Genomic DNA, 26,699 nt, shown 5'->3' on the forward strand with positions numbered 1-26,699 from the left:
TGCTCTCTCTACAAGCGCCGAACTGCGCCTACATGTCACTAACAGATTGATATAATGCGTCCAATTTTATGAGCGCGAATGCATCGAACTGAAGGTGTATATTTTCTCAAAAATTACACAAGCATATTCTCCCTATATTCCATCCTTTCAGTTGATGTTATTGAGTCTGAATCGCTACGCCCGAGGTGTAAACAAGGCGACAAGTGATGATGATGTTCGGCTCGATTTGTTCGTTAAATACAAAGCAAATCATTAAGGATCGATCATGAATAATACCTTCCTCACCACGGCTATCCTTGGCTCGCTCATTTCGTCAACGTCTTATGCCTACACAGTATATTCAACCGATGAGTCTTCTCTTAAAGTGACAGGGCGTATTGAAGCGCGTTTCAATGTGTCGGATGCCAACAAGCTGTCGGAGGACGGCAATACAGAACCAAACAATTCTTTTGATGACATAAGTCGAATCAGAGGAAATATTGATGGAAGCACACAAGTTACAGATTCGATCAAAGTGTTTGGTTATTACAGTGGGGAGATTTACTCAGACAGTTCAGATAGCAAGAATCGCTATATGTATGTAGGCGTTGGTACGTCTTATGGCGCGTTTTCCTATGGTCAGCAAGATTCTTCTCAGGTCATTCTTACCAATGTGACTGACATTATGGAAACCTTTGGTGGCAGCGCGTCAGATATCATCACAGGGAATGAAGATGAGCTGGAGAACAACTTCGTGTATCTCGCTCAGTTGCCATTAAATATGACCGCGACAGTGAATTACGTTAGAGACGATTCAAAAGGAAATTATAGCGCTGGTGGTTCAATGTTCTATAGCGCGCCAATCGGGCTGCAACTGGGTGTGGGCTATGTGTCCGGTGAACAGAATAACTTGGACGCTGAGCAATACAATATCACTGCAGCATACACGCTTGGGGGGGTTTACATTGGTGGGGTTTACGTTAATGGCGAAGTGGATCATACCGATGTGAGTGGCTTCGAAATTGCTACGGCGTACACGGTGAATGATTTCATCTTTCGCTATGTCTACAACTATCGCACATCAGATTTTCCTGCATCGCAACGTGGTGAATACAGTGTTAATTACAATGCGGTCGAGGGCGTTTATAACGTGACCAGTGATTTTGTTGCTTATGCCGGTTATGAATTTAATCGTCTTGATGGGCAAGCAAACGACGACCAATTTCAGGCTGGTGCACGTTACATGTTTTAACGCTATCGCTTGGTTTGGTATTGAAGGGGTTTCTTGAAAGGGGATTTGGTATTAATGGGTGGGTCTGGTTGTCTGTGAGGTTTCCCTAAAAGGAAAAGGAGGCGCTATTGGCTGCCTCCTTGTCATTCTTGTCATTGTGGTGCTTTTGTAGTTTGGGCTAGCCACCCAAGCCAGGAAACAGAGCACGCATACCGTTGGCAATAAATTCAATACCGAGAGCGCCAAGAATCAAGCCCATGATACGAGTGATCACGTTGATTCCGGTTTGGCCGAGAAACTTCACGATGGCTGGCGCCAGTCGAAACAGTCCCCAAATGCCTGCCGTAAAGATACAGATTGTGACGATTAAGCCAACGGTGTCGACAGATGTCGGGTAGCGACTTGAGTAAACAATGGTTGAACTTATTGCGCCAGGGCCCGCAAGAAGTGGCATTGCCAACGGCACGACGCCAATTTGTTCGCGACTGATGGACTCTGACTGTTCTTGTTTGTTCTGTTTATCCTCACCCAATTTACCATTCATCATGGTAAACGCGATGCTGACAAGAAGCATACCGCCAGCCACCCTGAAGGAGTCCAGCGAAATGCTAAATACATCTAACAGGAGTTGCCCCGCAAGTAGAGACACCACAAGAATGGCGGCAACGGCAATACTGGCGGTGTAAGCGGTTTTATTTCGCTCGGCAGGGTCTAAGTGGGCGGTTAGCGAAACAAAGATTGGCATGATGCCAAGAGGGTTTACCGCAGCAAACAACCCGATAAAAAACTGAAAAAATATTACAAGCTCGATGCTATTCATTTCCAATCACTCGCAAGTGAACAAGACGTACGTTGATGTCGATCGCAAAAGTTCGATCTCGGGCGCTAGTATAGCGTTGAAATGATAAATGCCAATGAGTAGATATCAGCATGCTTGATGGTTTTTGGCTGAAAAGGGAATTAGCGGTTAAAAGTGCCGAAATTTAACTAAGTGTACTAAATGTAATCAGAAAATTTACTGTGGCAACTAATAGATACACCTATGACTGCAAGAGTATGTGTGATCGAGGTCACATATGAATATCTTCCCCTGATTTCGTGGTGAAAAGGAGTTATACATATGTGTGAGACACAATGCACATGTGTTACATTCACGTAGTTTGTTTGTGGAATTACGCTTTCAAAACAGTGATTGTAGAGCTTTTTGGTTAAAATTTGAGCGGTAAGTGAAAAACTTTATGAAAGTTTACTACACATGATCCGGATCAACTTTCTGCTCCTCTGAAAATCTATAATCAGTTTTGAAAGTTATTTACTAAATGCTTTCTAAGACTCACAGGACGATGTGAGTTACTTAGGCCTCTAACTAAATGAGCATGTAGTTACTAAATAATTTTTGAACTTTAGGTATGTAGGAGACAACTATGCCTGTAACTAACGTAGCCGAACTCAACGCAATGGTTGAGCGTGTAAAGAAAGCGCAGAAAGAATTTGCAACTTACTCACAAGAGCAAGTAGACAAGATTTTCCGCGCTGCATCTCTGGCTGCTAACAATGCCCGTATTCCTCTAGCTCAACAGGCTGTTGCTGAATCTGGCATGGGTATTGTCGAAGACAAAGTGATCAAAAACCACTTCGCTTCTGAATTTATCTACAACAAATACAAAGATGAAAAAACCTGCGGCATTTTGGAAGAGAACGACGAGTTCGGTACTTTCACTATCGCTGAGCCAGTGGGCATCATCTGCGGTATCGTCCCAACGACCAACCCAACTTCAACTGCTATCTTCAAATCTCTAATCTCTTTGAAGACACGTAACGGCATTATCTTCTCACCACACCCACGTGCTAAAAACTCAACGAACGATGCGGCGAAGCTAGTTCTTGATGCTGCAGTTGCTGCAGGCGCACCAAAAGATATCATCAGCTGGATTGATGAGCCTTCTGTAGAGCTTTCTAATGCGCTGATGAAGCACGACGACATCAACTTGATCCTTGCAACTGGTGGTCCAGGCATGGTGAAAGCAGCTTACTCTTCAGGTAAACCAGCTATCGGTGTTGGTGCAGGTAACGTTCCTGTTGTTATCGACGAAACAGCTGACATTAAGCGTGCAGTTGCTTCTATCCTGATGTCTAAAACGTTCGATAACGGTGTTGTGTGTGCTTCTGAGCAAGCAGCAATCGTTGTTGATTCAGTTTACGACGAAGTGAAAGAGCGTTTTGCTTCTCACAAAGCACACGTGCTGGGTAAAGCTGACGCAGCGAAAGTTCGTAAAGTACTTTTGATTGATGGCGCATTGAACGCAAAAATTGTTGGTCAACCAGCAGTTAAAATTGCAGAAATGGCAGGCGTAACTGTACCAGCAGACACCAAAGTGCTTATCGGTGAAGGCCTAGGCAAAGTCTCTTATGACGACGAGTTCGCACATGAGAAACTGTCTCCAACACTAGGTTTGTTCCGCGCTGATGATTTCGAAGATGCTGTTGCACAAGCTGTGACCATGGTTGAAATCGGCGGTATCGGCCACACCTCTGGTCTGTACACTGACCAAGACGTTAACGAAGATCGTATTCGTTACTTCGGCGACAAGCTAAAAACAGCTCGTATTCTTATCAACATCCCAACCACTCACGGTGGTATCGGTGACCTGTACAACTTTAACGTTGCACCATCACTGACCTTGGGTTGTGGTTCTTGGGGCGGTAACTCAATCTCTGAGAACGTTGGTCCTAAGCACCTTATCAACAAGAAGACTGTAGCGAAGCGAGCTGAGAATATGCTGTGGCACAAACTACCTAAATCTATCTACTTCCGTCGTGGTAGCTTGCCAATCGCACTAGGCGATTTGGAAGGCAAAAAACGCGCGATGATCGTGACTGACCGCTTCTTGTTCAACAACGGTTACTCTGACGAAATCGTTGCGCTGCTTAAAGCACAGGGCATGGAAGTTCAAACGTTCTTCGAAGTAGAAGCTGACCCAACATTGTCTGTTGTAGAGAAAGGTGCTGCAGCAATGCAGAGCTTCCAACCTGACGTAATCATCGCACTAGGCGGCGGTTCACCGATGGATGCAGCGAAAATCATGTGGGTAATGTACGAGCACCCAGAAACGCATTTTGAAGAACTAGCAATGCGCTTTATGGATATCCGTAAACGTATCTACAAGTTCCCTAAAATGGGTAAGAAAGCTGAGTTGGTATGTATCACTACCACGTCTGGTACAGGTTCAGAAGTAACACCTTTCGCGGTTGTTACTGACGACAAGACTGGCGCAAAATACCCACTTGCTGACTACGAACTAACGCCACACATGGCAATCGTAGATGCGAACCTAGTGATGAACATGCCTAAGTCGCTAACCGCATTCGGTGGTTACGATGCAGTGACTCACGCACTAGAAGCTTACGTTTCTGTACTGGCGAACGAATACTCTGATGGCCAAGCGCTTCAAGCTCTGAAGATGCTGAAAGAATACCTACCATCAAGCTACGCGAACGGTGCAACTGACCCAATCGCTCGTGAGAAAGTGCACAATGCAGCAACCATCGCAGGTATCGCGTTTGCTAACGCATTCCTAGGTGTATGTCACTCTATGGCGCACAAAGTCGGTGCTGAGTTCCACCTACCACACGGTCTGGCGAACGCACTACTGATTTCTAACGTGGTTCGTTACAACGCGAACGACAACCCAACTAAGCAGACTGCTTTCTCTCAGTACGACCGCCCACAAGCACGTCGTCGCTATGCGGAAGTTGCTGAGCACTTGGGTCTTGCGAAACCAACTGACCGTACAGCTCAGAAAATTGAGCGTCTACTCGCTTGGTTGGAAGAACTGAAACTGAACCTAGATATTCCACTGTCTATCCAGGCGGCAGGCGTCTCTGAGACTGATTTCCTAGCGAAACTTGATGAGCTAGCGGTAGAAGCGTTCGATGACCAATGTACTGGTGCGAACCCACGTTACCCACTTATCACTGAGCTAAAAGAAGTGCTAATGTCTTCTTTCTACGGTACCGCATTCGTTGAAGGTGAAACCTTCGAAGGTACGACTGTTATCAAGAAGAGAGAAGACCGCGAAACGGCTAAACCAGCTGAAAAAGCGAAGAAAGAATCAGCGAAAGCGTAATGATTTGAAGTAAAAAGAAAAGCCCGCGAAAGCGGGCTTTTTTATTGGCAGTGGCAATACCCTTTGAATTAATGAAAGCCTGACAATGAACGTGAGTGCATGGCCTGATTTGGTCATTTCAATAAAAGGGCATAGAAGCGGCAACGGCTAAATTCACCTGCCGATTAACTGGCTGCTTCTAAGATCCGGCCGGTGAAACTGTCGTTTTCTACGATATATGCGGCACCATCAATCATGTCGTAATTAACGGCGGGATGGTGATGGACATTACCGTTGTCATAGTGACGCATACGCGGAAGTACACCTCCAACGCGTATGTTTGCATGTTCTAATTCTTGTGCCCAACTACGTGTTAAACCACGAATGACCGCATTTGAGCAATCGAGGCTTTGCTCTTTTCCTATCTCAGTTTGAACTCCAGGAATGTTAACAATGACCCCTTTCCGCCCTCTGTCGAGCATGTTGAATGCTGCGCCGCGTCCAAAGAGGTATAGATTAGAGGCGATGTCAGCAATGGTTTGGTCAACCGTATCATTGCTTGCTAATAAACTGGGGAGACAACTGGCTTGCCAGTAGTTAAGTAACACGTCCACCGCACCCATCTCGCGATTAATTTCCTCAAACAGCAACGAAATATTTTCAACACTTCGATTAGCCAGAGAGAATGAGTAACAGATTCCCCCTGTTCTCATGCACGAATCGTAGGTTGTCTGAAGCTTTTCACGTTCCGTGTCGACGAGTGCGACACGAGCGTTGAGCTTGCAGAAATATTCAGCCATAGCACGTCCAGTCGGGGTGCCTGCTGCAGTAATCACAATGACGGATTTTGCGATATCCATTGTTTGACCTTACTCGATTAATGACGACTTATACCATTGTTATACGACATTCATTAACAACTTATACCCAGCTTTTTCATGGGTGGATAACAATCTTGGACCATGATCTGAGAAAGTGGTATTAAATTGTTCAAAAAAGGGTGTGCAAACTGTGTGCAAAATGATTTTTTTAGTAAGTGATCACAGTTATGTTTTTTGCGGTGGAAGAAGTTGTACGTGTGGGTTACTTATGGTATGGGTTTCTTGTTGTCTTTTTAAATCAATTAGTTAAGCTTTCACGTTCAGCTCTTGATAGCGTTTAGCAAGCACTAGTTGATTGTAAAGGTTTACAGGATCGAGTTCGGTAGTCTTCGAATTTTCAGCAGCAAGCTGTCTTCTCTGGTGTCCCGAGAGATTATGATAAACATCCTCACCCAAATCGTGGGTTCCAGAGGCAGGAAAATGTAGTGCTGACGGGGTCACACAGTGATTGAACCTTGCACTTGCAATGCCTGCTTTGTGGAATGCGTCGGCTTGCGTTCCACACAATTCATAATCTCTTTCCTCAGCCACCAAACGGGTCGGTTCAGGCAAATTTAGTGCATAGCGAAGATCTGATTCTGTCGCTTTTTCTGGAAATGGGGGATTGAGTGGCGTTGTCTCTGTTGCGTCCCCAGAAAGTAGTGCAAGCATCAAAGCGAAATCCGAGCGACGCCCCTGCGTAACAGCATGACTTAGGTGGTCACCTAGCTGTACATCAGTAATGAGTTGGGCTTTGTCGAGCGCGTGGATTTGCATCATTCTCTTTCGTTTTTCTGGATACATCCTGTTTATCGACGAGAAAACGAAAAGCTTTAATGATTTTTTTGTTTTTTATCTGAGCGTTAGAAACAAGTAAAGCCCACCTAGGTGAGCTTCATTAGCGTTTTTTTGTTCTGGTGTTAGGCGTTTAGTGCTTGTTCCAGATCGGCAATGATGTCATCGATGTGTTCGATGCCAACTGACAGGCGAATCATCTCAGGAGAAACACCTGCTTGAGCCTGCTCCTGTTCGCTCAACTGGCGATGCGTGGTTGACGCAGGGTGACACGCCAGTGATTTAGCATCACCAATGTTAACCAAGCGCTTGAACAATGCCAAAGCATCGTAGAAACGCACACCAGCGTCGTAACCGTCTTTCATACCAAATGAAAGAATGGCAGAAGGTTGCCCTTTCATGTATTTCTGAGCAAGTGCATGGTGCTCTGAATCAGGTAAACCTGCATAGCTTACCCAGCTGACTTTCTCGTGACTTTGCAGGTATTCCGCCACTTTCAATGCATTCTCCACATGGCGTTCCATGCGCAATGAGAGTGTTTCTAGCCCTTGCATCAACATAAACGCATTCATCGGAGAAAGTGCGGCACCTGTGTTTCTCAATGGTACGGTACGGGCACGGCCAATGAACGCTGCATCACCAAATGCTTCGGTGTAAACCACGCCGTGGTATGCCGCCTCTGGTTGGTTAAGTACTGGGAATCGCGCTTTGTGTTGTGCCCAAGGGAATTTGCCTGAATCCACAATCACGCCACCTAAAGTAGTGCCATGGCCGCCAATGTATTTGGTCAGAGAGTGAACAACGATATCTGCACCATGCTCAATGGGTTTACACAGAACTGGCGTCGCAACCGTGTTATCCACAATCACAGGTACACCTTGTGCGTGTGCAAGTTCAGCGACCTTCGCCAAGTCAATGATGTTGCCAGCAGGGTTGCCAATACTTTCGCAGTAAACCGCTTTCGTGTTTTCATCAATCAGCGCCGCCAGGCTCTCTGGCTTGTCGTCTTTGGCAAAGCGAACTTCGATACCTTGCTTTGGCAGCATGTGTGCAAACAAGGTGTATGTTCCACCATAAAGCTGTGGCGTAGAAACGATGTTGTCACCAATTTCCGCCAAAGTTTGAATGGCGTAATTGATAGCCGCACTGCCCGCACTGACCACCAGACCCGCTATACCACCTTCCAAAGCTGCCATGCGTTGCTCAAGCACATCGTTTGTCGGGTTCATAATACGAGTGTAAATGTTGCCAGGAACAGCAAGGTTGAACAGATCGGCACCGTGCTGGGCGCTATCAAATTCATAAGCAACAGTCTGGTAGATAGGTGTCGCAACAGATTTTGTGGTTGGGTCAGTTTCGTACCCAGCATGAATGGACAGAGTTTCGTCTTTCATTGTTCTTCCTTGAAACAAACAGAGATTCGGTAATATGACAGAAAGCCTAGGCGGTAAAGTTGCACCTGCTCAAGTTTTTGACCTGTCTTTTGGTCAACCTTCGGCAGTATCACTATTGAAATGTTTGGTTGGGGGTTAAACGCAGGGACTGCGCCTGCAATCGGCGCAGTGACATGATGGGCTGTGGTCAAGTTTTTATGGAGAAACGCTAGCGAAGACGAACGCTGATTTGCCTCATGTGAATGCGATAAATCATTGCAAGTAACAGACACACCGTTGCGGGTACGGCGAAAGACCAAGCGCCAATCAGAGGGAAAATAACGGCACTGAATGTGCCCCCCAAGATGAAACCAATGGCAATGACGACAAATAAGACCAATTTACGGCGGTTAATAGGTTGCCCTCGCAACTTGGCACCAAACATCAACCCCAAATCCGTAATGATGCCCGTAATATGGGTGGTGCGAACAATGGCTCCGCTATAACTCGTCACCAATCCATTTTGAATACCGCACGCAGCGGCAGCTAAATAAAGCCCATAAACCGCGTTTTGTTGCATGGGATAAACCGCGCCAAACAGCAACGCAGCTTCAACTAACAGAAGCACATCATAACGTCGGCCTAGGGCCAGCGTGCCATCTTTCAAAATGAAACCTGAAAGTAACGCACCACCAAAGAATCCAGCAAGAATACTCGACAAGTGAACGAGTTGCGCAGGGTGGCTGTTAATCAAATCCGTGCCGATCAATGTGGCAGTACCTGATAGATGAGAAATGGCTTGATGCTCAAATCCGAGCAATCCAATGCCATTAACGCAACCGGCGGTGAGGGCAAGAACAAATGCCCCATACTCAACCCATTTGGGAAGCTTGGATATCACGTGTGAACCTATTTTGGCATGAGAGGTAAGACGAAAAGCTCGGCGATAAGCCGATTAACAGAGGGGATATTTTACATTAAACCGCGTCTGATCACGCGGTTTAGATCAAAAGCTCGAACAGAAAGCGGTTCGAGACTCAGGTGCAAGACAACAATCGGCCTCTAGCAGAATGATGGCGTCTAGTTGAATGAGGACGATCAGTTCACGGGAACGATCGTAATGTCACCGTATACACTGCATTGGCAAGCTAATCGACGCTTATCACCGTCCATATTTAAGGTATCAAGCAGATCGATTTCTTCTTCATTTTTGGGGCTTAGGTTGTTCATACCTGCGGTTACGTCAATGGCGCAGGTTCCACATGCTGCTGAACGACAACCGAACGGTACTTCACTTTGTCCTGCATCTTCTAAATCGATCAGAGAACCTCCGCTGGAAAGTTGCACTGAATGTCCTGTATGACCGAATGTAACGGTTGGCATAGCTATCCCTTTTTTGTATTAACTCAAGGCAGTATCTAAAAGGGTAGTCGCTAGCCACAGACTTTGCATTTGGGCATTAATCACCCCCCGGTATTTTCATGTATGGGTTGGTATCTAAGAATGGAGCTAGCTCTCAATCATTGCTTACTTTTGACTTAACTCGATCAATTTGGCCGCAACAAACAGATCTTGGACAGCAATACCTGAACTATCGAAAACAGTAATATCATTGGCTGATTCACGGCCAGCAGATTCACCAGCTATAACCTTACCTATTTCAGTGATTGATGCATCTTGAGTGTGCTGGAACTCCCCAATAACAAGTGACTGCGGCTTATGATCACAATATAACTTCGCATATTGATATAGCGCTACGGGCAATTCCTGCTTTCCAATTTTATCGGCGCCCATCGCAGAAATATGAGTGCCAGCCTTTACCCAATCAGCGACGAATAACGGCTCTTTGGCCGTGGTTGCTGTCACAATAATGTCTGCATGCTCACATGCAAACTGAGCGGTTCCAGCTTCCGCTGGTACTCCTTGCTTAGCGAGTCGGCCAACAAAACTCTCCGTATTGCTTTTGTTTCTCCCAACCACAATGACTCGGGAAATTTGTCGAACAGCTGAAATGGCTAAGACTTCATACTCTGCTTGATGCCCGGTTCCGAACACACTTAATACTGAGGCATCTTTTCGAGCGAGGTAGTCAACAGCTACCGCGTCCGCAGCAGCAGTACGATAGGCATTCACCTTGCTTGCAGCAACCGCAGCGACCAATTCCCCAGTTTGTGGGCTTAACAAAAAAACAGTTGTACCGTGACAAGGTATATTTTGGTTATCAGGCCAGTAGGTGCCAGTTTTCCAACCCACCAACGTTGATGTACAAGCTGACTTTAATGAAAACACAGAGTCAGTTTGTGGGCCTGAAGCATTTACAACCGGGAATAGCCTTGTTTCGTTGCGAGTCGCGGCAACAAGCGCCTCTTTTACGGCAATATAAGCTAGATCGTGAGAGATAAGTTGTGCGGTTTGGTTCTCGTCTAAATAAATCATCTTACCACCCCAATATTCGCGTCCAGACTTCATGAGAATTATCATGTGTATCAAAAACATGATAGTGGGCGTGCATTGAAGCTGTGGCGCAAGCGTGGTTCGGTAAAACATGCAAACGGCAGCCAACAGGGTACGCGTCAAAATCGATAGAGCTACCATCTACTGAACCGACAATACCGTGTTCTTGATTGACCGTGATGACCTGATGGTGAAGGAGTAACTTTCCGGATCTGTCAATGAGCAAACCATACCCGCAGTCTTTGGGTTGGTTGGCGGTACCTCGATCAGAAGAAAGTGCCATCCATCCCGCATCGATAAACAACCAGCCTTTTTCTTTGTTATGGCCTATTACCGTCGTGACCACGCTTGCGGCAATATCGTTGATATTGCACACGCCAATCCCAGCCATGACCAAATCGAAAAAGCCATAGACACCCGCTCTTACTTCCGTAATGCCGTTTAGGTCTTGGTAACTGTGCGCTGTCGGTGTGGAGCCAATACTGACAATTTCGCACGGAATATCAGCGCAGCGAAGATGATTAGCCGCTTTTAGCGCAGCTTTCACTTCATTGTCAGCGGCAGCGCGTAAAGAGGCTTGGTCAAAACAGAGATAAGACTCGCCAGCATGGGTGAGTACCCCTTGAAAATCCGCTGAGCCGTGGTGTAATAACTGTGCGATGTTAATCAGCAAGGGGCTATCTGGTCGAATGCCTCCGCGATGGCCGTCACAGTCGATTTCTATTAAGACAGGGACAGTGCAGTGGTTATCGTTGCCGTATTGATTCAGAATTTGCGCTTGTTCTACCGTATCCAGCAACACCCTGATCTCGACGCCTTTAGAAAGGAGTTGGTGCACTCGTGGTAATTTTTCAGCGGAAATCCCAACTGCATAGATGATGTTGGTATAGCCTTCACTAGCGAGTGCTTCGGCTTCTTTCACGGTCGAGACCGTGATGGGGGAAGCCTTTTCAAGCAATAGATAGGGCGCCGCATCGAGCGATTTAACAGTTTTAAAATGTGGTCTTAATGCCGCCCCAAGACCTTCAATTTCTTTGCGTAGTCTTTCTAGGTTTCTAAGAAAGATTTGCTTATCAACAAACAAAAATGGCGTATCTAGCGTCTCGTCGTTATGTTTAAATTCCGAATTCTTGAACATAATCATCTGCCTAATGCATCAGTGGTCAAACACTCAGTGGTGTATTCAATTTCCCGTCTGACAATCAGTATCCAAAAAACACATTTTGTTTTACATTAATATTTATTAACTAATTGATTAGGTTGAAACCTAATGATCACCTCTGAAGACTTAAGATTCATCGTAACGATTGCAAGCCACAAAACGCTGGCTGATGCAGCGAGAGCAATGAATATTACACCGCCCTCCGTGACGCTCAGGCTTCAACATATCGAACGAAAACTATCGGTCACGCTGATCCAACGACCATCTCGTATCGTGAGTCTGACAGAGGAGGGCCAGCTACTGCATGACAAAGGCGTTGTTATTCTCAGAGGGCTGGACGAGTTACAAGAACAGATTGATGAGAGGAAAGAGCAGGTATGTGGGACGTTAAGGGTCTTAGCACCTCTTGGCTTTGGCAATGACTATGTAGCGCCATTACTGGGCGAGTACAAATCTCAGCATCCTCAGCTCGATATTGAACTGGAACTGTCTGACAATCCTAATTGGTCGAGTCACCATAAGTGGGACATCATCATCTATATTGGTGCGTTGAATGACTCGTCGTTAAAGATGATCACACTTGCGTCAAATCAACGCTATATATGCGCCTCTCCAAAATATGTACAGGAAATGGGATACCCGGATACACCTCAAGACCTCACTAAACATCAATGCATTGCATTACGAGAGAATAATGAAGATGTCACCTTATGGCAGTTTACTGATGGTTCAAATGGAAAGCATGAAGTCATGCGGATCACCCCATCACTTGCTAGCAATGAAGGTCGAGTGATTAAAGATTGGGCGAGAGCCGGCTTAGGAATCATTATGCGTTCAGAGTGGGATGTCCAACCCCAGATAAATAATGGTGAACTTATACGGTTGTTACCAAATTACTTATTACCTGATGCAAACATCGTTGCTTTATTAGGTAGCCAAGAGAAAGAGCGTTCTGCACGTATCTCTGGATTTATAGAGTTATTAAAAGAAAGATTATCCCCAGCACCGTGGCAATGAACGGCGGGTAGAAGGTTCCGATACATATAGCGAGGTCTGTCAGTATCTGTCACTGCCTTGAGGCGATTTGGGTATGACGCTAATAAAATGCCAACTCTGGAAAATCTTTAACGAGGTTGTTTTTTAGCCAACGGCTGAATATGTCCGTTTCTTTAGATAAAGGTCGTTTTTTGGGGTGAACAATGAAGTAACTGAATGTGGTAAAGGTGGGCATTTCAAATAAGCAATCAAGCTGTGCAGATGCCAAATATTGAACTGCCATCGTGTGCCTGGTTACGGCGATCCCTTGACCGGATATTGCCGCTTCTAAAACATACACTGCGTCATTAACATCAATTTCGGATGATAATTTCGCGATATTTTGAGTTGTATCCCCTGTAAACCTCTGAATAGCGTGATTGATATCATCAATGTCTTTGGCGTGATAGCCAAGCCAAGGCAGAGAAAGTGCGTTCTCATGCTCTGTCTTTCCTTTGTCGCTTGTCATTATTGATGGCGCTGCGACTATCACGATTTTGTCGTGCAAGATTGGTGTCGCCACCATGCCCTTATAGTTGCCTAAACCGAATCGTAAGGAAAAATCTACCTCAACATTGTGTTCATCAACTTGTGTATTGCTTGAATGCACACGGACACGAATGCCAGGGTTGGAGCGGTGGAAATCAGGGAGCTTATGTATCAACCATTTCGCCATAGAAGGGATGACTGATATCGTGACTAATTGATCACTTTGCGCTTCTTCAAGTGCGCAGAGCCCTTCCGAAAAGGCAGCCATACCGTTTTTTATGAAGGGATAAAACAGCGCGCCTTTTTCGGTGAGTTGTATGTCTCGCCCAACCTTTTCAATTAGCTTTACCTGCAAACGTTCTTCGAGGTTTTTAATTTGCTGGCTAACCGCAGATTCGCTGATGTGGAGTGTTTTGGCTGCCTGTCGGATACTCTGATGTTTCCCAACTGCTTCAAATACACGCAGTCCGTTCATTGATGGAAATATTGGCATCGTCGTTTGCCTTGACCTTCGTGAATAGTTTTCTTTTATCTCATCATAATAGTTAAGATTTTCTAAAGTGTGTTAGCGAGAAATCCTGATTGTTTTCGTTTTGTCACGCTCTAGACTCTAAATAGTGGAATGACATTGCCAAAATCACTTATGCAGGAACATCGGTTGCTGGGGCTCGCGCTTTTAAACAGACTCAAGGAAAGGTAAATGAACTATCAGATGTTGATTGAAGCAAGAGACAATATCCAACCTTATATGGACGTTACCCCTATGCTCTCGTCACCGTTACTCGATAAGCACATGAAGGGATCTGTTTTCATGAAGGCTGACTGTTTATGCCCAACAGGTGCATTTAAGCTTCGAGGGGCAATCAATGCTGTGTCGACGCTCTCTGACGCGCAAAAACAGGCAGGTGTTGTTGCCTTTTCCACGGGTAACCATGCGCAGGCGGTGGCCTATGCAGGCCTAACGTTTGGCGTGAGAAGTGTCATCATCATGCCCAAGACAACGAACGCTGTAAAAATTGAGAACACACGATTATTGGGTGCCGATGTTGTCTTGTTTGATCCTGAAACTGAAACCAGGGAGGCGATTGCCGAACACTATGAGAAAGAACAGGGACTGTCTCTGATCCGCCCTTATGACCATCCAGAAGTTATTGCGGGTCAGGGTACAAGTGGTCTTGAGATGGTCGATTATTGTCATAGCCGACATATCACACCTGACTATTGTTATGTGCCAGCGTCTGGCGGTGGGTATCTCGCTGGCGTGTCGATAGCCATTGCCAAACATTTTCCTCGTTGTGAAATAGTGGGGGTGGAATCAGACGTATCTCGGCCTTGGTTTAACTCGATGAACAAAGGCCAACGGACACATTATGCGCAAACTGGCCCCTCTATCTGTGATGCGATTCTTCCTCCACACCCAATGCCGGGCGAGCTTACTTGGCCGATAGTGAAGGGAAATGTTAGCCGTTTCATCGCGGTGTCCGATGATGAGGTTCGTGCATCCATGAATATGTTGGAATCCTATCTTGGACTCGCAACTGAACCGTGCGGCGCGATTACGCTGGCAGCTGCCTTGACCGACGGGGAGAGGCGCGAGGGAAAACAGATCCTTTGCGTTGTCAGCGGGCGTAACCGTGATTTTTCTGCGCAGTCATAAAGGGTGGGAATATGGTGTTTATGAACGAAGCGGACATTCGCAACCTTGTCTCGCTAAATAGTGATGTGATTGTTGAAATGGGTGCAGCATTTCAGTCAGAGGGTGCTGCATTTACCTGCCAACCTCCTGTGCAGCAGATGATGTTGGCACCGTTGAATGGCCTACTGTGTGTGAAGTCATTTTACACGGCATTGAAAAAGCACTTTGTGGTGAAAATGGCGGGCAATTACCGCCCCAACGGAGGCAATGTCTCCGAGACACACGGTATGAACGCAGTGTATGACTCAGCCTCGGGTCAATTAAAGGCGGTACTTGCAGACAATGGCTATTTGACCCAGATACGCACAGCAGCAGCGGGCGGGTATGCCATCGATTTACTTGCCCCGCAAACGCTCGACATCGCGGTGATAGTCGGAACAGGACGACAGGCGAGAATGCAACTCTCTGCGCTAATGCTCGTAAGGCAACCCAAAGAAATCAGAAGTTTTGGTAGAAACACCGAAAGTCTTAAGTGTTTTGTCGACTGGGCGTTAGACACGCATGGTATCAAGGTGGCCTATTTTACGGATGAGGCGCTTGCAATGGCTAATGCCGACTTGGTGATCACAGCAACCACCAGTCGAACGCCTGTACTGCATAAAGAAGCGGTATTCGGTACTCGTCAGTCCCGTGATCTTCTGATTGTTGCAATGGGGTCTGATAGTGCAGAAAAGCGAGAGTTGGAAGAAGCTTTGGTGTTAGAAAGCAACCGTTGGGTATGCGATGACATCAGTCAGTCTGCCGTCTTGGGTGAGCTAAAGGGAATATCCGACGATATGATTGGGGAGGCATTTACGCCCATTGAATTAGGGGATGTGCTTCGAGGGCCAAGTCCTGGTATTACAATCTGTGATTTGACAGGCATCGCTAAATTAGACTTGGCAATCTCAGAATATTGTTTGGCGAGAATGCCGGAGTAAATCGCGGCGTATCCCGTCGATCTTTTGCGGCTTAGTAGGAAGCCTCAGCCGTCTAGAGTGTCTGTCCCCGTAGCACGCAAAAGATTGAGGTAGCTAAGTAAACTCACTCAACAGGCCTAGCGTGAGCAAAACAACCAGTACCAAATAGGGGATGCTTGCGAGTACAGCAATGATAGAAATGAATATGTTTGGTTTTTTAGGTTCTAATCCATATCCGTTCTCACCGCGTGTTCCTGGAATGAGTGAAAGCAATAGGGTAGTTATCGGTGTCCAAAGAAGAAAAGCCGTGTTCACTGGCCAATTAAGATCCTTCACTCTTCCCATCGTGAAAAGTAGAGAAACAATCACGGGTAGCAACCATAGCCACGATTCTAAAGGGGTAATAGAAACGGAGAGATGTGTAGACGCTTCAACGTGAGTATGGAATAAACGTAAATCGGAATGTTTTGGGATATTGCTGTTTATCAGGGCGGGTAACATTATCCATGTACCAAAGGAATTGAAGAAATACTCCACACGCCCAACGCGATTGGTTTTCACCTTCACTTTTTCTTTCTTTTCCAGTTTTTCGACCAGCTTCTCGCTCATCTTTTTGCTTGAAGGGGCAAAAAGGTCGTTTTTGCAGTCAGTGCAATAGCGGCTCGAATCAATCACGCTGGTTTCTTTGGCTGGGAAATCATCCCCACAGCTTGAACACCTCATGAGAACTCCTTTTCTCGACAGTCTGGTGGATATGTATATCCGAAATACTATGCCATCTCCCGATCCCATAGAACGAAATACGATGTCGATTGTGTGAGGTGCGGACTGTCCAGTCGAAGTCTCATGACATTAAGGCAAGCTGGTTTTGAGTGTCTGTCCCGCTAATTCGCTCCTAATCCTATGATTACTCTATGGTGTCTATTATTTCTTGTAGTCTTTGAGGGTCGACTAATGCACCAAACTCTAGTCTTTTTCCTTGATGCTCGTTTAAGTGTTCGTAATAAGCAAAATAAAATAATATATAATATATTTTTGTTAATTTATCTGCCAGTCTATCAGCGTCATTAGCGCAACTTACATCTACAAAAGGGCAATGTGTCTCATCTATTTCTACCGTTATTTTCCCTTCTGTGATACTGTCAATCATTGTGGGTTTTATCCGTGGTTTGTGGTTGTGTTATATCTATCGAAATATATAGATTATAGTGTTGGATCATTATTCATTCAGCTCAATCGAATCTAAGACTTTCTGTAATTTTCCTTGGTCAACTAATGAACTGAAATGAAAGCGTTTTCCGCCATGTTTTTTAAATGTTTCGTGATAGCTAACTAGAAAAATTAAATTAAATTCTTCAGAAAGAATATCTTCTAATTCATCTGCATCATTATATTCGGTTATTTCGATGAAAGGACAACCCTTGTCGTCCAACTCAACAATAACCCGGTTCTTCGTTATAGAATCAATCATCGTCCTCCCCACCCATCATCACTGCTACTGCTATCATCCTCAGACGTTTCAGATGATTTTTTACTACCCTTAATCGCATCATTTAGCATTTCCAACTCTTTAGGTTGTGGCTCTCTTTTTTCTCCCTTATTGTCTAAAGCCCACTTGAATCTTTTACGTGTTTTTTTACCAGATGGATTCCTCGGATCGTCTAGTTCCTCTTTTGAGCGGGTTCTATCAACATCAATTATCGTTCCATTCTCTAAGGTGATGCGTATTCTATGACCATCATGGTCTCCCAGTCTATTAGGGCTACCTTTAGTAGGTTTGAGCTCAACCGATACTATATCATCATCGAATTGTGTTGGTTCGCCATCGTATTTTGTTTCTCTTTCATAGCTAGCATCAAGAGGCTCATCTACATCTTTGGGTTTGCTTTGTTGAATGTTGCCAATTTCATCTTGCAATGAACTCGCAGCTACAGCATGGATAGCCGCTGCGACTGCAGCACCAAATAAATTACCAGGAGAGCCCATGTTATTTGGTCATTGTAGCTCTATACCACTGCCGTATCGTGACCCCATATGTTCAGCATAGGAATCCGCACCAGACAATATAGGATCATAGTCTAAGCTGCTTTTGATACCGAGGACAGTCACCCCAAGAAATAAACAGACCAATCAGTTTCATCGCTTCGTGTAGAAACACTCAATTGATAGATCCCAAGATGCTTGTCCAAACTGGTCAAGTTAGTCTAGTTGTATTGGCTCGCCAACTCGCACTAAACAGCATGACAAAAGCCCGCTCTTCACTGATCAGTATTGACGCCACACCTTATTACCATTGCGTGTCGCGCTGTGTTCGTCGTTCATTTCTTTGTGGTTACGACAAACATGCAGAAAAAAGTTTTGAACACAGACGCGAATGGATAGAAAAGCGTTTACTGCTCCTCGCTAAGACATTCTGTGTCGATGTCTGTGCTTACGCCATCATGAGTAACCACTACCACGTTGTTTTGCACATTAATGTAAAAGAAGCAGAGTCATTGTCGACAAGAGAAATCGCAGAGCGTTGGCTCTCGTTACATTCGGGCCCAGTGTTGGTCAACCGATTTATGCAAGGCGATACGCTCTCAGAGGCAGAACGAGAACGTTGCAATGAAATCGTCGAACTTTGGCGTGAACGGCTCACCAGCATCAGTTGGTTTATGCGATTGCTCAATCAGTACATTGCCTCAGAAGCCAATCGTGAAGACCAATGTACAGGTCACTTCTGGGAAGGGCGCTTTAAAAGCCAAGCCCTGCTTGATGAAAAAGCGCTAGCCGCAGTGATGACCTATGTGGACTTAAACCCAGTTCGTGCTGCCATCGCAAACACGCCGGAAAAATCTGCATTTACATCTGTCAAAGCACGTATTGAATCTTTGAGAAAAGAACAACACACAGCGCCGCACCTTTTCCCCTTTGCTGGCAACCCTCGTGAGCCCATGCCAGACGGTATCCCATTTCGATTAATGGACTACCTAGAACTCGTCGATTGGACAGGTAGGCAACTCAGGGACAACAAACGCGGTCACATCGACAACACAGTACCGCCAATTCTTTCCAGACTCGGCTTTGATTCTGTCGACTGGCTCAATGCCTGCACAAAAGCGGAGCAGGGCAGGTTAGTGGGCAGTCATCATGCCATTAAAGCGGCACTCCCTCACCTAAACCGAAAGCGGCTATCAGGTTTTAGACTGCCTGACGGCTAACCCAGTTTCTCAACTCAAACGCTAACAACCAACAGGCTACCGCCTGTTTTTGTGCTGTCTGCTACCTCCAGATTTGGCGTGATTTGGTGCTCAATTTGGTTACTGAGCTGTTTTGAATGATTTTCTGATGAATCTAACTTTATAACAGTGAGTTACTGATAGGTTAGTTATAGTTTTTCTCTTGGGGTGTCTGTCCCGCTAGTTGTCCTAATTTCGTTAAATAATTAGAAATAAAGCTGCTGATGATACTAATGAAAATATACTCAACACACAGTATCTCAAGATGGAGATTTTTTTAACTTCAGGCCCGATTTTTATTTTGTTTAAAATTAAAAGGCCAGCAAGTAGTGTTAGTATCCATATGGGCATAAAAGCTTCTTCCAGTATTGATAATTCAAGCCCGATCTTTCTGAATATAATTAAAAATAATATCATTAACGTATAGAGATTTAGATTTAACAGAAAGGAACTAAATAGCAATCCCGTAAATACAGGACTGTGATCTCGCCTTTTCTCAAACGTTTCAATACTTGATTTCTTTAATTCTTTTAATAATTTATTCATTTCTCTCTCGTAATGTTGAGCTTCTAAATTTAGAGAAACCCCATTGTCTTGCCGTGGAAACTAAATTTTGATCAAAGTAGTAATCAACCCTAAAGTATATTCCGGAGGCTACAAGACCCCATGGGCCAGTGAAAGCAATAGCTGTCATAGTAAGGTCTAAGGCCAAGTCTGCAACAATATCAAATTTCTTAGTTGAAGGCATATCTGGTTGCCAACTGGTTATTGCACTTTTTATGGAATAACCTGAACCAATTGCTGCAGCTAAGAAACCAGTAGACTTGGCCCAGCCAAGCTTTTTCATATCACTATTTGTGAAAGTTCTTCTGAAATCGTAGCGGACGCTATTGAAGTTTTCTACTACTACTCCTGCAACGGCACCAATGCCAAACGATAATGTACCAGTTACGTTTAAATCTTCACTCGAATCGCTGCCGCTGCCGTTACCTCTGTTTACGTTTGAGATTTCAAACGTGCCATCAAGACCTAAATCGGCATCTGGGTCGTCGCCTCCGTATGTTATTGTTAGTTCGAGTGTGCCATCCTCACTATAACGAGGTTGATTAGTTTCTTCGTCGTCCCGTCTCCACGGATTTGAAGAACCATTATCGCCACAATTATTATTTGGAGATTCATTTTTCCACTATCGGAAGAATTACTAGATCCGGTATCCACATCACACGTTTCACCAAATGTGAATCCTGTAGGGTCTATGTACTTTAATGGATTGTTAACAGCATAAGAATAGCGATTAAAACTAGCGGTCAATAGCGGATTTTGGATTATAGGGTCTGGACTTATAAACCTCCCCAGCTCCTGATCATAAACCCGACCATTCATGTGGATCAGCCCGACTTCCTCAATCTCCTCGTGCCTCGTAAAGCCACGGTTAGTGATCACCGCCTGTTCAACGTGCGTTGGGCTGTCATCTTGCCAGATGACCTTGCGCTGTTTGCCCCACACGTTATAACTGCGGCGTTCAACCACCACACCGTAACCGTCGGTGATCATGTCGATAGATTGCAGCGCATCGTAGTGCAAGTAGCGGATTTGCTTGTCTTTCAGCTTGTCTTCGCTGTCGCGGGTTTGTACGATCAGCTTGCTATCGGCATACACGAAGTGTTTGTGCAATTGTTAGAGTGTCCCGCTAATTGGTCCATCATCGGTTGCGCAGTACTCATACACCGAACCGTCTTTGATCCATATGTTGAAATAGCGGCTATTGGGTATTCGGAAGTTTTTTCAGGTTCTTAAATCGTATTTTCAACTTACAAAGTTCTTCAGGGATTCTTTGATATGAACCTACATTATGTTGTGCGAGAGTTTCCAAATCGCCCTGCGAGATGAGAAGGCTTGGGGCATCAGAATTGATTTAACCGTAGGTCAGCGTCTGTTGACGCTGAATAACAGGTGTGTGCTTTTTTCATGGCTACCTGAGCATCATTGATGAGTTTAGTGGGGCAGTGATTAAAAACGCTACCGCCCTTCGTAATCAAACGAATGCCTAGAACTCCAGAAGAAATATTTGGTGAGTGACATGAGGGTATGGAGCGGAATAGATCTATTTGAAGAATCGAAACATGACGTTTGAATTGGATGCTTTCGAATAAATTTGACGATTGTTGGAATATCAGCGCGTACTTACATCGTTATTGCAAATAATGATGACAGAATTGACTGATCCTCGATTAATCCTGAGTCTGTGCTATTCCTCTTAATACACATATCGCAAATGGGACACATATATGACCACCGATATTGAGCTGTCTGGTCGCCGAGCATCGCTCGATACCTTGTTGACGCACATACAACAGTTGAGCCGACGCCGTGACATGACGTTCTCTGAGTGGGCGACACAGTTGCTTGAAATTGGGGCGAATTACTTTGCGGCGAATGCGGGGAAGTTAACTTGCGTTGGTGATCAAGAACTGCAGGTTGTCGAGTGTTATACAAAGCCAGCAGAGGTTGGAGGGAGTTTCTCGACGTGTCAGGCAGGTGAGACTGCGCCGTTGTCTACCTCATTTTGTGGAATCGCAGTGAGCGAGCAAACACCGATACTTGCCGCAGATACTCGCGTGCATGAGAAGCTGAAGGGGCATCTGTTTATTAAAAGTTTGCCCGTCGCTTACTGGGGAGTAGCGATTTATTTCAATGGTGTCGTTTGGGGAACGTTGAGTTTTTGTGGAGAGACAGTAGGGGAGGCACATCCTCTTGACGAAGAAGCCTTGTTACTCATGGCGGGGTTACTGGAACTGAAACTAGAAAACGAAGAGTACCGTGAAGAAGTGCGGGGTGCTCGCGAGTCCTATCGGGTTTTGAGTCAGAGACTAGAGAAAATTCAACATGTCGATGCATTAACAGAATTGCCTAACCGTGGGGCACTGTTTGATTATCTTCATCGTGAAGTGAACCAGCTCATTCGCCGAGATGGGGAAGGTGCTATTGCTTTGGTCGATATCGATTTTTTCCATATGTTCAACGAACAACATGGGCATGAAGAGGGCGACCGAATCCTCAAGGGGGTTGCAGTGGCGCTCAGACAAGCGGTTCGCAACTATGACTATGTTGCACGCTATAGTGGTGAACAATTTTTGGTATGGTTCCCTGATACCTTGCAATCAGAAGTTGCAAAAGTGTGTGTACGAATGGCTGAACATGTGGCTCAGTGTGAAGTGGACGGGACGCCAGTGACCATCAGCGTAGGTTATTGTGCATTTCGTAGTGACAGCGAAGAGAAGATCCCTTTTTCTAAAGCGCTAGATAAGCTGATTAATCTCGCTCATGGCGCGTTGGTGGAAGCGAAAGGTAAAGGGCGTAATTGTGCGATTTCTGCTTCGAAGCGTCCGGTGACAATTACATCATTATCTTGATCGTTTACAGACTATCTTAACCGTTTATGCGTTAACTAGTGTGATGCCGTCACGCTTGAGACAGCGTCGACAATCCGTGGATTGATCGCGAAAGTGTTGTGTTGTCGATAGTGTTACCGATAAAGATAAACAGAGAGAAAATAGTTAATTTGCTCGTTGATATATTTCACCACACTGTGTTTATTGCTTACCTCGCCCCCTCCTGTGACATCCCAAGGAATAAACTTTGAATACTCAGGCAAAGGTTTCCCTGATTGAACCGATGACGGGGACATGGCAATGAGGTAGTCGACGCGTTCTTCCTTGTAATTGTCGATTTTTAAATGATATTTATCGCTACAGACAATGTTGTATTGATGAAGTGCGTGGCATGCCGATGTGACGTCGCAGGTACTGCTCGTGAACGCGCTAAATCCTCTGAAATAGCTATTTGCTTTGTGCGTCAGTATCGACTGAGCAACAAGAGAATATCCCTCCTTTCCATCACATAGAAACAAGACGCTGGGTTTGGCGTTTTGACGGCTAGCTTGCCCTGCTAAACCTTTTTTGGTCAATGCTCCCTCTTGGCATGTGGTGGGTTTGCTTTTTCTCGTCATGCATTTTTTCCTATTTTCGCGTCACCGCTAGGTGAGCCGTTTTGATTGCTGTTGTGTGCGCTTTTTGACTTTCGCGACAAACAATCACGGCAATGAGAAACCACTTGTTGGCTTTCATCATGCGTGCTCTGCGAGAAAAAACGTTGATACCTGCAAACTGCTATGAGCGCTACAGAGGCGCGGAGATTGAGGCATGGGAAATATACTCAGCAACCTGAAATCGAGCATCTTCAGGTTTATTGGGTATAACCTAAGGGTGAAATATGTCATTCGCGTGACGTATTGATTTAGTTAATGTTTCAGTGGTGATCGGGCTGCCGCTGTAATGGAATGTTCACATTTCGTTAAGCTAAGCGTCACATTAGGGCTCTAACTTTTACGTCAGTTTTAACCGAAATCGAAAGCAGTTAGCGCTTTGCACTGCTTCACAGAATAGATATCGACTTGGAGGTTGATGTGAAACTTAAGACTCTGATTGCGGCATCCACAGTATGCCTGTCAACGTTTGCAGCAGGTAACGCAGCGGCAGCAACACGTGACTACATTAGTATTGTTGGTTCCTCAACAGTGTACCCATTTGCGACAGTAGTAGCGGAACGCTTCGGTCGCACCTCAGAATTCTCGGTACCAAAAATTGAATCTACGGGTTCAGGCGGCGGTTTGAAGCTGTTCTGTGCCGGCGTTGGTGAAAACACGCCAGACATTACTAACGCTTCTCGCAAAATCAAAAGCTCTGAAGTTGAGCTTTGTGCCAAGAACGGCGTGAAAGACATCGTTGAAGTGAAAGTGGGCTACGATGGCATCGCCTTCGCAAACTCGAAGAAATCGCAGCAGTTCGACATCACTTTGAAAGACCTTTTCACTGCGCTCGCGAAAGTCGTGCCAGATGCAAACGGCAACCTTATCGAAAACCCGAACAAAACGTGGAAAGACGTCAACGCGTCACTTCCAGCCCTGAAAATTGAAGTGCTTGGTCCACCACCAACGTCGGGTACTCGCGATGCATTCGTTGAACTAGCAATGGAAGGCGGCTGTAAGCAGTACCCAGCATTGAAAGCGATGAAAAAAGCGGACAAGAAAAAGTACAAAGCCGTGTGTCACGGCATTCGTGAAGATGGCGCATTCATCGAAGCTGGCGAGAACGACAACCTGATCGTTCAGAAGCTAGATGCTAACCCAAGCGCGTTCGGCATCTTTGGTTACAGCTTCCTTGAGCAAAACTCTGACAAAGTACAAGGCGCGAAAATCGGCGGTGTAGTACCTACCTTCGATGCAATTGGTGACGGTTCTTACCCTGTTTCTCGTTCACTTTACTTCTACGTGAAGAAAGCGCACTCAGATGTTATCCCCGGCCTTCAAGAGTATGTTGCGGCATTTACTTCTGAAGATGCAATTGGTGACGAAGGTTACCTGACTGACCGTGGTCTGATTCCACTGTCAGCACGTGATTGGAAACTGGTTCGCAACAGCGCAGTAGATTTAACGCCAAATCTGTAAATTGTAACCATAGGGTCTGTTGACCTTTTGTGATTATTTTTGCAGCAGTTTGTGGCGACTTTATACAAGGCAGAGGCTTCGAAGTGTAGCTGGCCTACATGAGAAGTCGATAACACAGGAGAAAGTCGCCACAAACGCTGCCCGAAGGGTTCTGCCAAAAGCGTTTTATGCTTTGTTGAGGCGTATTTGCTTAGAGCGCTAGGCGGCACACACCTCGCCTAGCCTAAAACGCTTTTAGCTAGAACAAAATTTAACCACTAAAGGTCAACAGACCCTTGGTGGTGGGCCGAAAGGCACACCACTTTAGCTGTATCAGGGATTTAAGGAATAGGGATGACGACATCCACATTGATGGTGATGGTAGTGCTGCTAACTTTTAGCGCCTATTTCCTCGCCAAAAAACGCTCCCGAGATGTTGCTACCGTAAACGGTGGTTTGAACACGCTTCACTCTCGGCCTGTATATTACGGTTCGTTTGCTGCCATTCTCGCAGCAATTCCGAGTTTTATATTGCTGGTGATTTGGCAAGCCGTCGAGCCAAGTCTGGTTGAATCATTGGTTATGGCGCAACTGCCGCAAGCGACCATTGACTCGCACCAGAATATCCAACTGCTATATAGCCAAATTATCCATATTGCTAACGGTGTTCTCCAAACAGAAGACCCAAGCCTATTGGCAGCAGCAGGACACTATCAACACCTAGAAGGCATCGGGCAGACCTTGCGTTTTGTCGCCGTTGCAGCTTTATCTCTGATGGGGTTGGCATTAGGTTGGCGTATCGTTAAACCGAAGCTGAAAGCCAGACACTATGTAGAAAGATGCCTTCAAATCTTCCTCATGTTTTGTTCAACGCTGGCGATTTTGACTACCTTAGGTATCGTCCTTTCTGTGTTGTTTGAAGCGATTCGTTTCTTCCAAATAATTCCTGTGACCGACTTTTTGTTTGGAACATCTTGGTCGCCACAAATTGCCCTTCGTGCAGACCAACAAGGTGCAAGTGGCGCATTCGGCGCAATCCCGCTCTTTACTGGTACATTGATGATCTCATTGATCGCTATGTGTATCGCCGCGCCAATTGGCTTGATGAGTGCGATTTACTTAGCGGAATACGCCTCTCCACGAGTGCGTAATATCGTTAAGCCGATTTTGGAAATTCTCGCGGGTATCCCCACCGTGGTTTATGGCTTCTTTGCAGCATTGACTGCCGCGCCATTCATTCGCGATATCGCACATTCTATTGGCCTGAGTGGCGCATCTTCAGAGAGCGCACTTGCCGCGGGTGCCGTCATGGGCGTCATGATTATCCCGTTTGTGTCATCACTGTCGGATGACGTGATCACTGCCGTACCTCAAGCGCTGCGCGATGGGTCGCTAGGCTTAGGGGCAACGCGCTCAGAAACCATCAAAAGTGTGGTTCTCCCTGCAGCATTACCGGGCATTGTCGGTGGTTTGCTGCTCGCCGTTTCCCGAGCAATCGGTGAAACCATGATTGTTGTTATGGCTGCTGGCCTTTCAGCAAACCTCACCGCGAATCCCCTCGATTCTGTTACCACAGTCACCGTTCAAATCGTGACCTTGCTGGTGGGCGACCAAGAGTTTGATAGCCCGAAAACACTTGCAGCATTCGCACTGGGTTTGACGTTGTTTGTCGTGACCTTGGCGCTTAACTTTGTCGCACTTCGAATCGTGAAGAAATATCGAGAGCAGTATGACTGATAGATTATTGAAAATCGCTGAAACTAAGCGAGCGAAAGTCAAAGCTGGCGTTGCACGTCGCCGCGCAAAAGAAAAGCGTTTCCGTTTCTATGGTGTTGCCTCTATATCCATGGCCTTTGCTTTTCTGATCGTGCTGATGACAACCATTGTCTCTGACGGCTACACCGCGTTCTACAC

27 protein-coding genes are annotated in these 26,699 nt (G+C 45.7%); 10 read left to right on the forward strand and 17 right to left on the reverse strand.

The window, feature by feature from the left end:
* The first annotated feature begins 265 nt into the window (after positions 1-265).
* Complete coding sequence (locus tag L4D06_RS02145; RefSeq protein ID WP_429737701.1) at positions 266-1,231, forward strand: porin; 966 nt, start codon at positions 266-268, stop codon at positions 1,229-1,231.
* A gap of 157 nt (positions 1,232-1,388) precedes the next feature.
* Here L4D06_RS02145 and L4D06_RS02150 read toward each other — a convergent pair whose 3' ends face one another.
* Positions 1,389-2,030 (reverse strand): YchE family NAAT transporter, encoded by a 642-nt coding sequence (locus tag L4D06_RS02150; RefSeq protein WP_274163734.1) that lies wholly within the window; start codon positions 2,028-2,030, stop codon positions 1,389-1,391.
* 604 nt (positions 2,031-2,634) lie between these two features.
* Here L4D06_RS02150 and adhE point away from each other — a divergent pair.
* Positions 2,635-5,337 carry a bifunctional acetaldehyde-CoA/alcohol dehydrogenase gene (adhE, locus tag L4D06_RS02155; RefSeq protein ID WP_274163733.1) on the forward strand — a complete coding sequence of 901 codons (2,703 nt, stop codon included), beginning with the start codon at positions 2,635-2,637 and terminating at the stop codon, positions 5,335-5,337.
* 164 nt (positions 5,338-5,501) lie between these two features.
* Here the strand turns inward: adhE and L4D06_RS02160 are convergent, their stop codons facing one another.
* The 7 genes from L4D06_RS02160 to L4D06_RS02190 form a co-directional block, all read right to left on the reverse strand.
* Positions 5,502-6,176: an SDR family NAD(P)-dependent oxidoreductase gene (locus tag L4D06_RS02160; protein WP_274163732.1), complete on the reverse strand. Its 675-nt coding sequence runs from the start codon at positions 6,174-6,176 to the stop codon at positions 5,502-5,504.
* Between the two features lie 267 nt (positions 6,177-6,443).
* Entirely contained in the window at positions 6,444-6,953 is a 510-nt protein-coding gene (locus L4D06_RS02165; protein ID WP_337992903.1) for a VC2046/SO_2500 family protein, read from the reverse strand.
* Between the two features lie 143 nt (positions 6,954-7,096).
* Positions 7,097-8,365 carry an O-acetylhomoserine aminocarboxypropyltransferase/cysteine synthase family protein gene (locus L4D06_RS02170; protein ID WP_274163730.1) on the reverse strand — a complete coding sequence of 423 codons (1,269 nt, stop codon included), beginning with the start codon at positions 8,363-8,365 and terminating at the stop codon, positions 7,097-7,099.
* Positions 8,366-8,573: 208 nt separating this feature from the next.
* Positions 8,574-9,245 (reverse strand): YoaK family protein, encoded by a 672-nt coding sequence (locus tag L4D06_RS02175; RefSeq protein ID WP_274163729.1) that lies wholly within the window; start codon positions 9,243-9,245, stop codon positions 8,574-8,576.
* A 197-nt stretch (positions 9,246-9,442) separates the two neighbouring features.
* Positions 9,443-9,727: a 2Fe-2S iron-sulfur cluster-binding protein gene (locus tag L4D06_RS02180; RefSeq protein WP_274163728.1), complete on the reverse strand. Its 285-nt coding sequence runs from the start codon at positions 9,725-9,727 to the stop codon at positions 9,443-9,445.
* A gap of 144 nt (positions 9,728-9,871) precedes the next feature.
* Entirely contained in the window at positions 9,872-10,813 is a 942-nt protein-coding gene (locus L4D06_RS02185) for an ornithine cyclodeaminase family protein (protein ID WP_429737702.1), read from the reverse strand.
* Positions 10,782-11,936, reverse strand: coding sequence for a DSD1 family PLP-dependent enzyme (locus L4D06_RS02190; protein WP_429737703.1), 1,155 nt, complete (start codon positions 11,934-11,936; stop codon positions 10,782-10,784). Before L4D06_RS02190 ends, L4D06_RS02185 begins: the two co-directional genes overlap by 32 nt.
* A 132-nt stretch (positions 11,937-12,068) precedes the next feature.
* On the opposite strand from L4D06_RS02190, the gene L4D06_RS02195 reads away from it, so the two are divergent.
* The gene (locus tag L4D06_RS02195) at positions 12,069-12,977 is read left to right on the forward strand and encodes a LysR substrate-binding domain-containing protein (RefSeq protein WP_429737704.1); all 909 of its coding nucleotides are present in this window, start codon (positions 12,069-12,071) and stop codon (positions 12,975-12,977) included.
* A 79-nt stretch (positions 12,978-13,056) separates the two neighbouring features.
* Here the strand turns inward: L4D06_RS02195 and L4D06_RS02200 are convergent, their stop codons facing one another.
* Positions 13,057-13,977, reverse strand: a complete 921-nt coding sequence (locus L4D06_RS02200) for a LysR substrate-binding domain-containing protein (protein ID WP_429737705.1) — start codon at positions 13,975-13,977, stop codon at positions 13,057-13,059.
* 207 nt (positions 13,978-14,184) lie between these two features.
* Between L4D06_RS02200 and L4D06_RS02205 the strand changes: the two genes are divergently transcribed.
* Together L4D06_RS02205 and L4D06_RS02210 are read left to right on the forward strand one after the other, a co-directional pair.
* The gene (locus L4D06_RS02205; protein WP_429737706.1) at positions 14,185-15,141 is read left to right on the forward strand and encodes a threonine ammonia-lyase; all 957 of its coding nucleotides are present in this window, start codon (positions 14,185-14,187) and stop codon (positions 15,139-15,141) included.
* Positions 15,142-15,152: 11 nt separating this feature from the next.
* Positions 15,153-16,100 (forward strand): ethanolamine utilization protein EutC, encoded by a 948-nt coding sequence (locus tag L4D06_RS02210; protein WP_429737707.1) that lies wholly within the window; start codon positions 15,153-15,155, stop codon positions 16,098-16,100.
* A gap of 93 nt (positions 16,101-16,193) precedes the next feature.
* Here L4D06_RS02210 and L4D06_RS02215 read toward each other — a convergent pair whose 3' ends face one another.
* From L4D06_RS02215 to L4D06_RS02230, 4 genes are all read right to left on the reverse strand, one after another.
* Complete coding sequence (locus L4D06_RS02215) at positions 16,194-16,802, reverse strand: hypothetical protein (RefSeq protein WP_429737708.1); 609 nt, start codon at positions 16,800-16,802, stop codon at positions 16,194-16,196.
* Positions 16,803-16,986: 184 nt separating this feature from the next.
* Positions 16,987-17,229, reverse strand: a complete 243-nt coding sequence (locus L4D06_RS02220) for a hypothetical protein (RefSeq protein WP_429737709.1) — start codon at positions 17,227-17,229, stop codon at positions 16,987-16,989.
* Between the two features lie 69 nt (positions 17,230-17,298).
* Entirely contained in the window at positions 17,299-17,550 is a 252-nt protein-coding gene (locus tag L4D06_RS02225; protein WP_429737710.1) for a hypothetical protein, read from the reverse strand.
* Entirely contained in the window at positions 17,547-18,065 is a 519-nt protein-coding gene (locus tag L4D06_RS02230; protein WP_429737711.1) for a hypothetical protein, read from the reverse strand. The genes L4D06_RS02225 and L4D06_RS02230 overlap by 4 nt, the downstream gene beginning before the upstream one ends.
* Positions 18,066-18,319: 254 nt before the next feature.
* Between L4D06_RS02230 and L4D06_RS02235 the strand changes: the two genes are divergently transcribed.
* Positions 18,320-19,282 carry a transposase gene (locus L4D06_RS02235; protein WP_429737726.1) on the forward strand — a complete coding sequence of 321 codons (963 nt, stop codon included), beginning with the start codon at positions 18,320-18,322 and terminating at the stop codon, positions 19,280-19,282.
* Positions 19,283-19,498: 216 nt separating this feature from the next.
* Here the strand turns inward: L4D06_RS02235 and L4D06_RS02240 are convergent, their stop codons facing one another.
* From L4D06_RS02240 to L4D06_RS02250, 3 genes are all read right to left on the reverse strand, one after another.
* Positions 19,499-19,846: a hypothetical protein gene (locus L4D06_RS02240; RefSeq protein ID WP_429737712.1), complete on the reverse strand. Its 348-nt coding sequence runs from the start codon at positions 19,844-19,846 to the stop codon at positions 19,499-19,501.
* Positions 19,839-20,147: a hypothetical protein gene (locus L4D06_RS02245; RefSeq protein WP_429737713.1), complete on the reverse strand. Its 309-nt coding sequence runs from the start codon at positions 20,145-20,147 to the stop codon at positions 19,839-19,841. Before L4D06_RS02245 ends, L4D06_RS02240 begins: the two co-directional genes overlap by 8 nt.
* 221 nt (positions 20,148-20,368) lie before the next feature.
* On the reverse strand, positions 20,369-20,974 hold the full coding sequence (locus tag L4D06_RS02250) for an RHS repeat domain-containing protein (RefSeq protein ID WP_429737714.1): 606 nt from the start codon (positions 20,972-20,974) through the stop codon (positions 20,369-20,371).
* Positions 20,975-21,588: 614 nt separating this feature from the next.
* On the opposite strand from L4D06_RS02250, the gene L4D06_RS02255 reads away from it, so the two are divergent.
* Entirely contained in the window at positions 21,589-22,713 is a 1,125-nt protein-coding gene (locus L4D06_RS02255) for a GGDEF domain-containing protein (RefSeq protein ID WP_429737715.1), read from the forward strand.
* Positions 22,714-22,826: 113 nt separating this feature from the next.
* On the opposite strand, the gene L4D06_RS02260 is transcribed toward L4D06_RS02255, so the two are convergent.
* Positions 22,827-23,309 (reverse strand): hypothetical protein, encoded by a 483-nt coding sequence (locus L4D06_RS02260; RefSeq protein ID WP_429737716.1) that lies wholly within the window; start codon positions 23,307-23,309, stop codon positions 22,827-22,829.
* Between the two features lie 456 nt (positions 23,310-23,765).
* Between L4D06_RS02260 and L4D06_RS02265 the strand changes: the two genes are divergently transcribed.
* The 3 genes from L4D06_RS02265 to L4D06_RS02275 form a co-directional block, all read left to right on the forward strand.
* Entirely contained in the window at positions 23,766-24,806 is a 1,041-nt protein-coding gene (locus tag L4D06_RS02265) for a substrate-binding domain-containing protein (RefSeq protein ID WP_274163722.1), read from the forward strand.
* 333 nt (positions 24,807-25,139) lie between these two features.
* Positions 25,140-26,522 carry a phosphate ABC transporter permease subunit PstC gene (pstC, locus tag L4D06_RS02270; protein WP_274163721.1) on the forward strand — a complete coding sequence of 461 codons (1,383 nt, stop codon included), beginning with the start codon at positions 25,140-25,142 and terminating at the stop codon, positions 26,520-26,522.
* The coding region (locus L4D06_RS02275; RefSeq protein ID WP_429737717.1) for a DUF3333 domain-containing protein at positions 26,515-26,699 on the forward strand (185 nt) is incomplete at its 3' end. The genes pstC and L4D06_RS02275, both read left to right, overlap by 8 nt.

Source organism: Enterovibrio makurazakiensis (genome assembly GCF_050336585.1).
Taxonomy (GTDB): domain Bacteria; phylum Pseudomonadota; class Gammaproteobacteria; order Enterobacterales; family Vibrionaceae; genus Enterovibrio; species Enterovibrio gelatinilyticus.

What these genes read in the sequence shown, in the direction of transcription:
- L4D06_RS02145 (WP_429737701.1), top strand. Translation starts at nt 266, where the DNA reads ATGAATAATACCTTCCTCACCACGGCTATCCTTGGCTCGCTCATTTCG.
- L4D06_RS02150 (WP_274163734.1), bottom strand. Translation starts at nt 2,030, where the DNA reads ATGAATAGCATCGAGCTTGTAATATTTTTTCAGTTTTTTATCGGGTTG.
- adhE (WP_274163733.1), top strand. Translation starts at nt 2,635, where the DNA reads ATGCCTGTAACTAACGTAGCCGAACTCAACGCAATGGTTGAGCGTGTA.
- L4D06_RS02160 (WP_274163732.1), bottom strand. Translation starts at nt 6,176, where the DNA reads ATGGATATCGCAAAATCCGTCATTGTGATTACTGCAGCAGGCACCCCG.
- L4D06_RS02165 (WP_337992903.1), bottom strand. Translation starts at nt 6,953, where the DNA reads ATGCAAATCCACGCGCTCGACAAAGCCCAACTCATTACTGATGTACAG.
- L4D06_RS02170 (WP_274163730.1), bottom strand. Translation starts at nt 8,365, where the DNA reads ATGAAAGACGAAACTCTGTCCATTCATGCTGGGTACGAAACTGACCCA.
- L4D06_RS02180 (WP_274163728.1), bottom strand. Translation starts at nt 9,727, where the DNA reads ATGCCAACCGTTACATTCGGTCATACAGGACATTCAGTGCAACTTTCC.
- L4D06_RS02185 (WP_429737702.1), bottom strand. Translation starts at nt 10,813, where the DNA reads ATGAAGTCTGGACGCGAATATTGGGGTGGTAAGATGATTTATTTAGAC.
- L4D06_RS02190 (WP_429737703.1), bottom strand. Translation starts at nt 11,936, where the DNA reads ATGTTCAAGAATTCGGAATTTAAACATAACGACGAGACGCTAGATACG.
- L4D06_RS02195 (WP_429737704.1), top strand. Translation starts at nt 12,069, where the DNA reads ATGATCACCTCTGAAGACTTAAGATTCATCGTAACGATTGCAAGCCAC.
- L4D06_RS02200 (WP_429737705.1), bottom strand. Translation starts at nt 13,977, where the DNA reads ATGCCAATATTTCCATCAATGAACGGACTGCGTGTATTTGAAGCAGTT.
- L4D06_RS02205 (WP_429737706.1), top strand. Translation starts at nt 14,185, where the DNA reads ATGAACTATCAGATGTTGATTGAAGCAAGAGACAATATCCAACCTTAT.
- L4D06_RS02210 (WP_429737707.1), top strand. Translation starts at nt 15,153, where the DNA reads ATGGTGTTTATGAACGAAGCGGACATTCGCAACCTTGTCTCGCTAAAT.
- L4D06_RS02215 (WP_429737708.1), bottom strand. Translation starts at nt 16,802, where the DNA reads ATGAGGTGTTCAAGCTGTGGGGATGATTTCCCAGCCAAAGAAACCAGC.
- L4D06_RS02220 (WP_429737709.1), bottom strand. Translation starts at nt 17,229, where the DNA reads ATGATTGACAGTATCACAGAAGGGAAAATAACGGTAGAAATAGATGAG.
- L4D06_RS02225 (WP_429737710.1), bottom strand. Translation starts at nt 17,550, where the DNA reads ATGATTGATTCTATAACGAAGAACCGGGTTATTGTTGAGTTGGACGAC.
- L4D06_RS02230 (WP_429737711.1), bottom strand. Translation starts at nt 18,065, where the DNA reads ATGGGCTCTCCTGGTAATTTATTTGGTGCTGCAGTCGCAGCGGCTATC.
- L4D06_RS02235 (WP_429737726.1), top strand. Translation starts at nt 18,320, where the DNA reads ATGACAAAAGCCCGCTCTTCACTGATCAGTATTGACGCCACACCTTAT.
- L4D06_RS02240 (WP_429737712.1), bottom strand. Translation starts at nt 19,846, where the DNA reads ATGAATAAATTATTAAAAGAATTAAAGAAATCAAGTATTGAAACGTTT.
- L4D06_RS02245 (WP_429737713.1), bottom strand. Translation starts at nt 20,147, where the DNA reads ATGAAAAAGCTTGGCTGGGCCAAGTCTACTGGTTTCTTAGCTGCAGCA.
- L4D06_RS02255 (WP_429737715.1), top strand. Translation starts at nt 21,589, where the DNA reads ATGACCACCGATATTGAGCTGTCTGGTCGCCGAGCATCGCTCGATACC.
- L4D06_RS02260 (WP_429737716.1), bottom strand. Translation starts at nt 23,309, where the DNA reads ATGACGAGAAAAAGCAAACCCACCACATGCCAAGAGGGAGCATTGACC.
- pstC (WP_274163721.1), top strand. Translation starts at nt 25,140, where the DNA reads ATGACGACATCCACATTGATGGTGATGGTAGTGCTGCTAACTTTTAGC.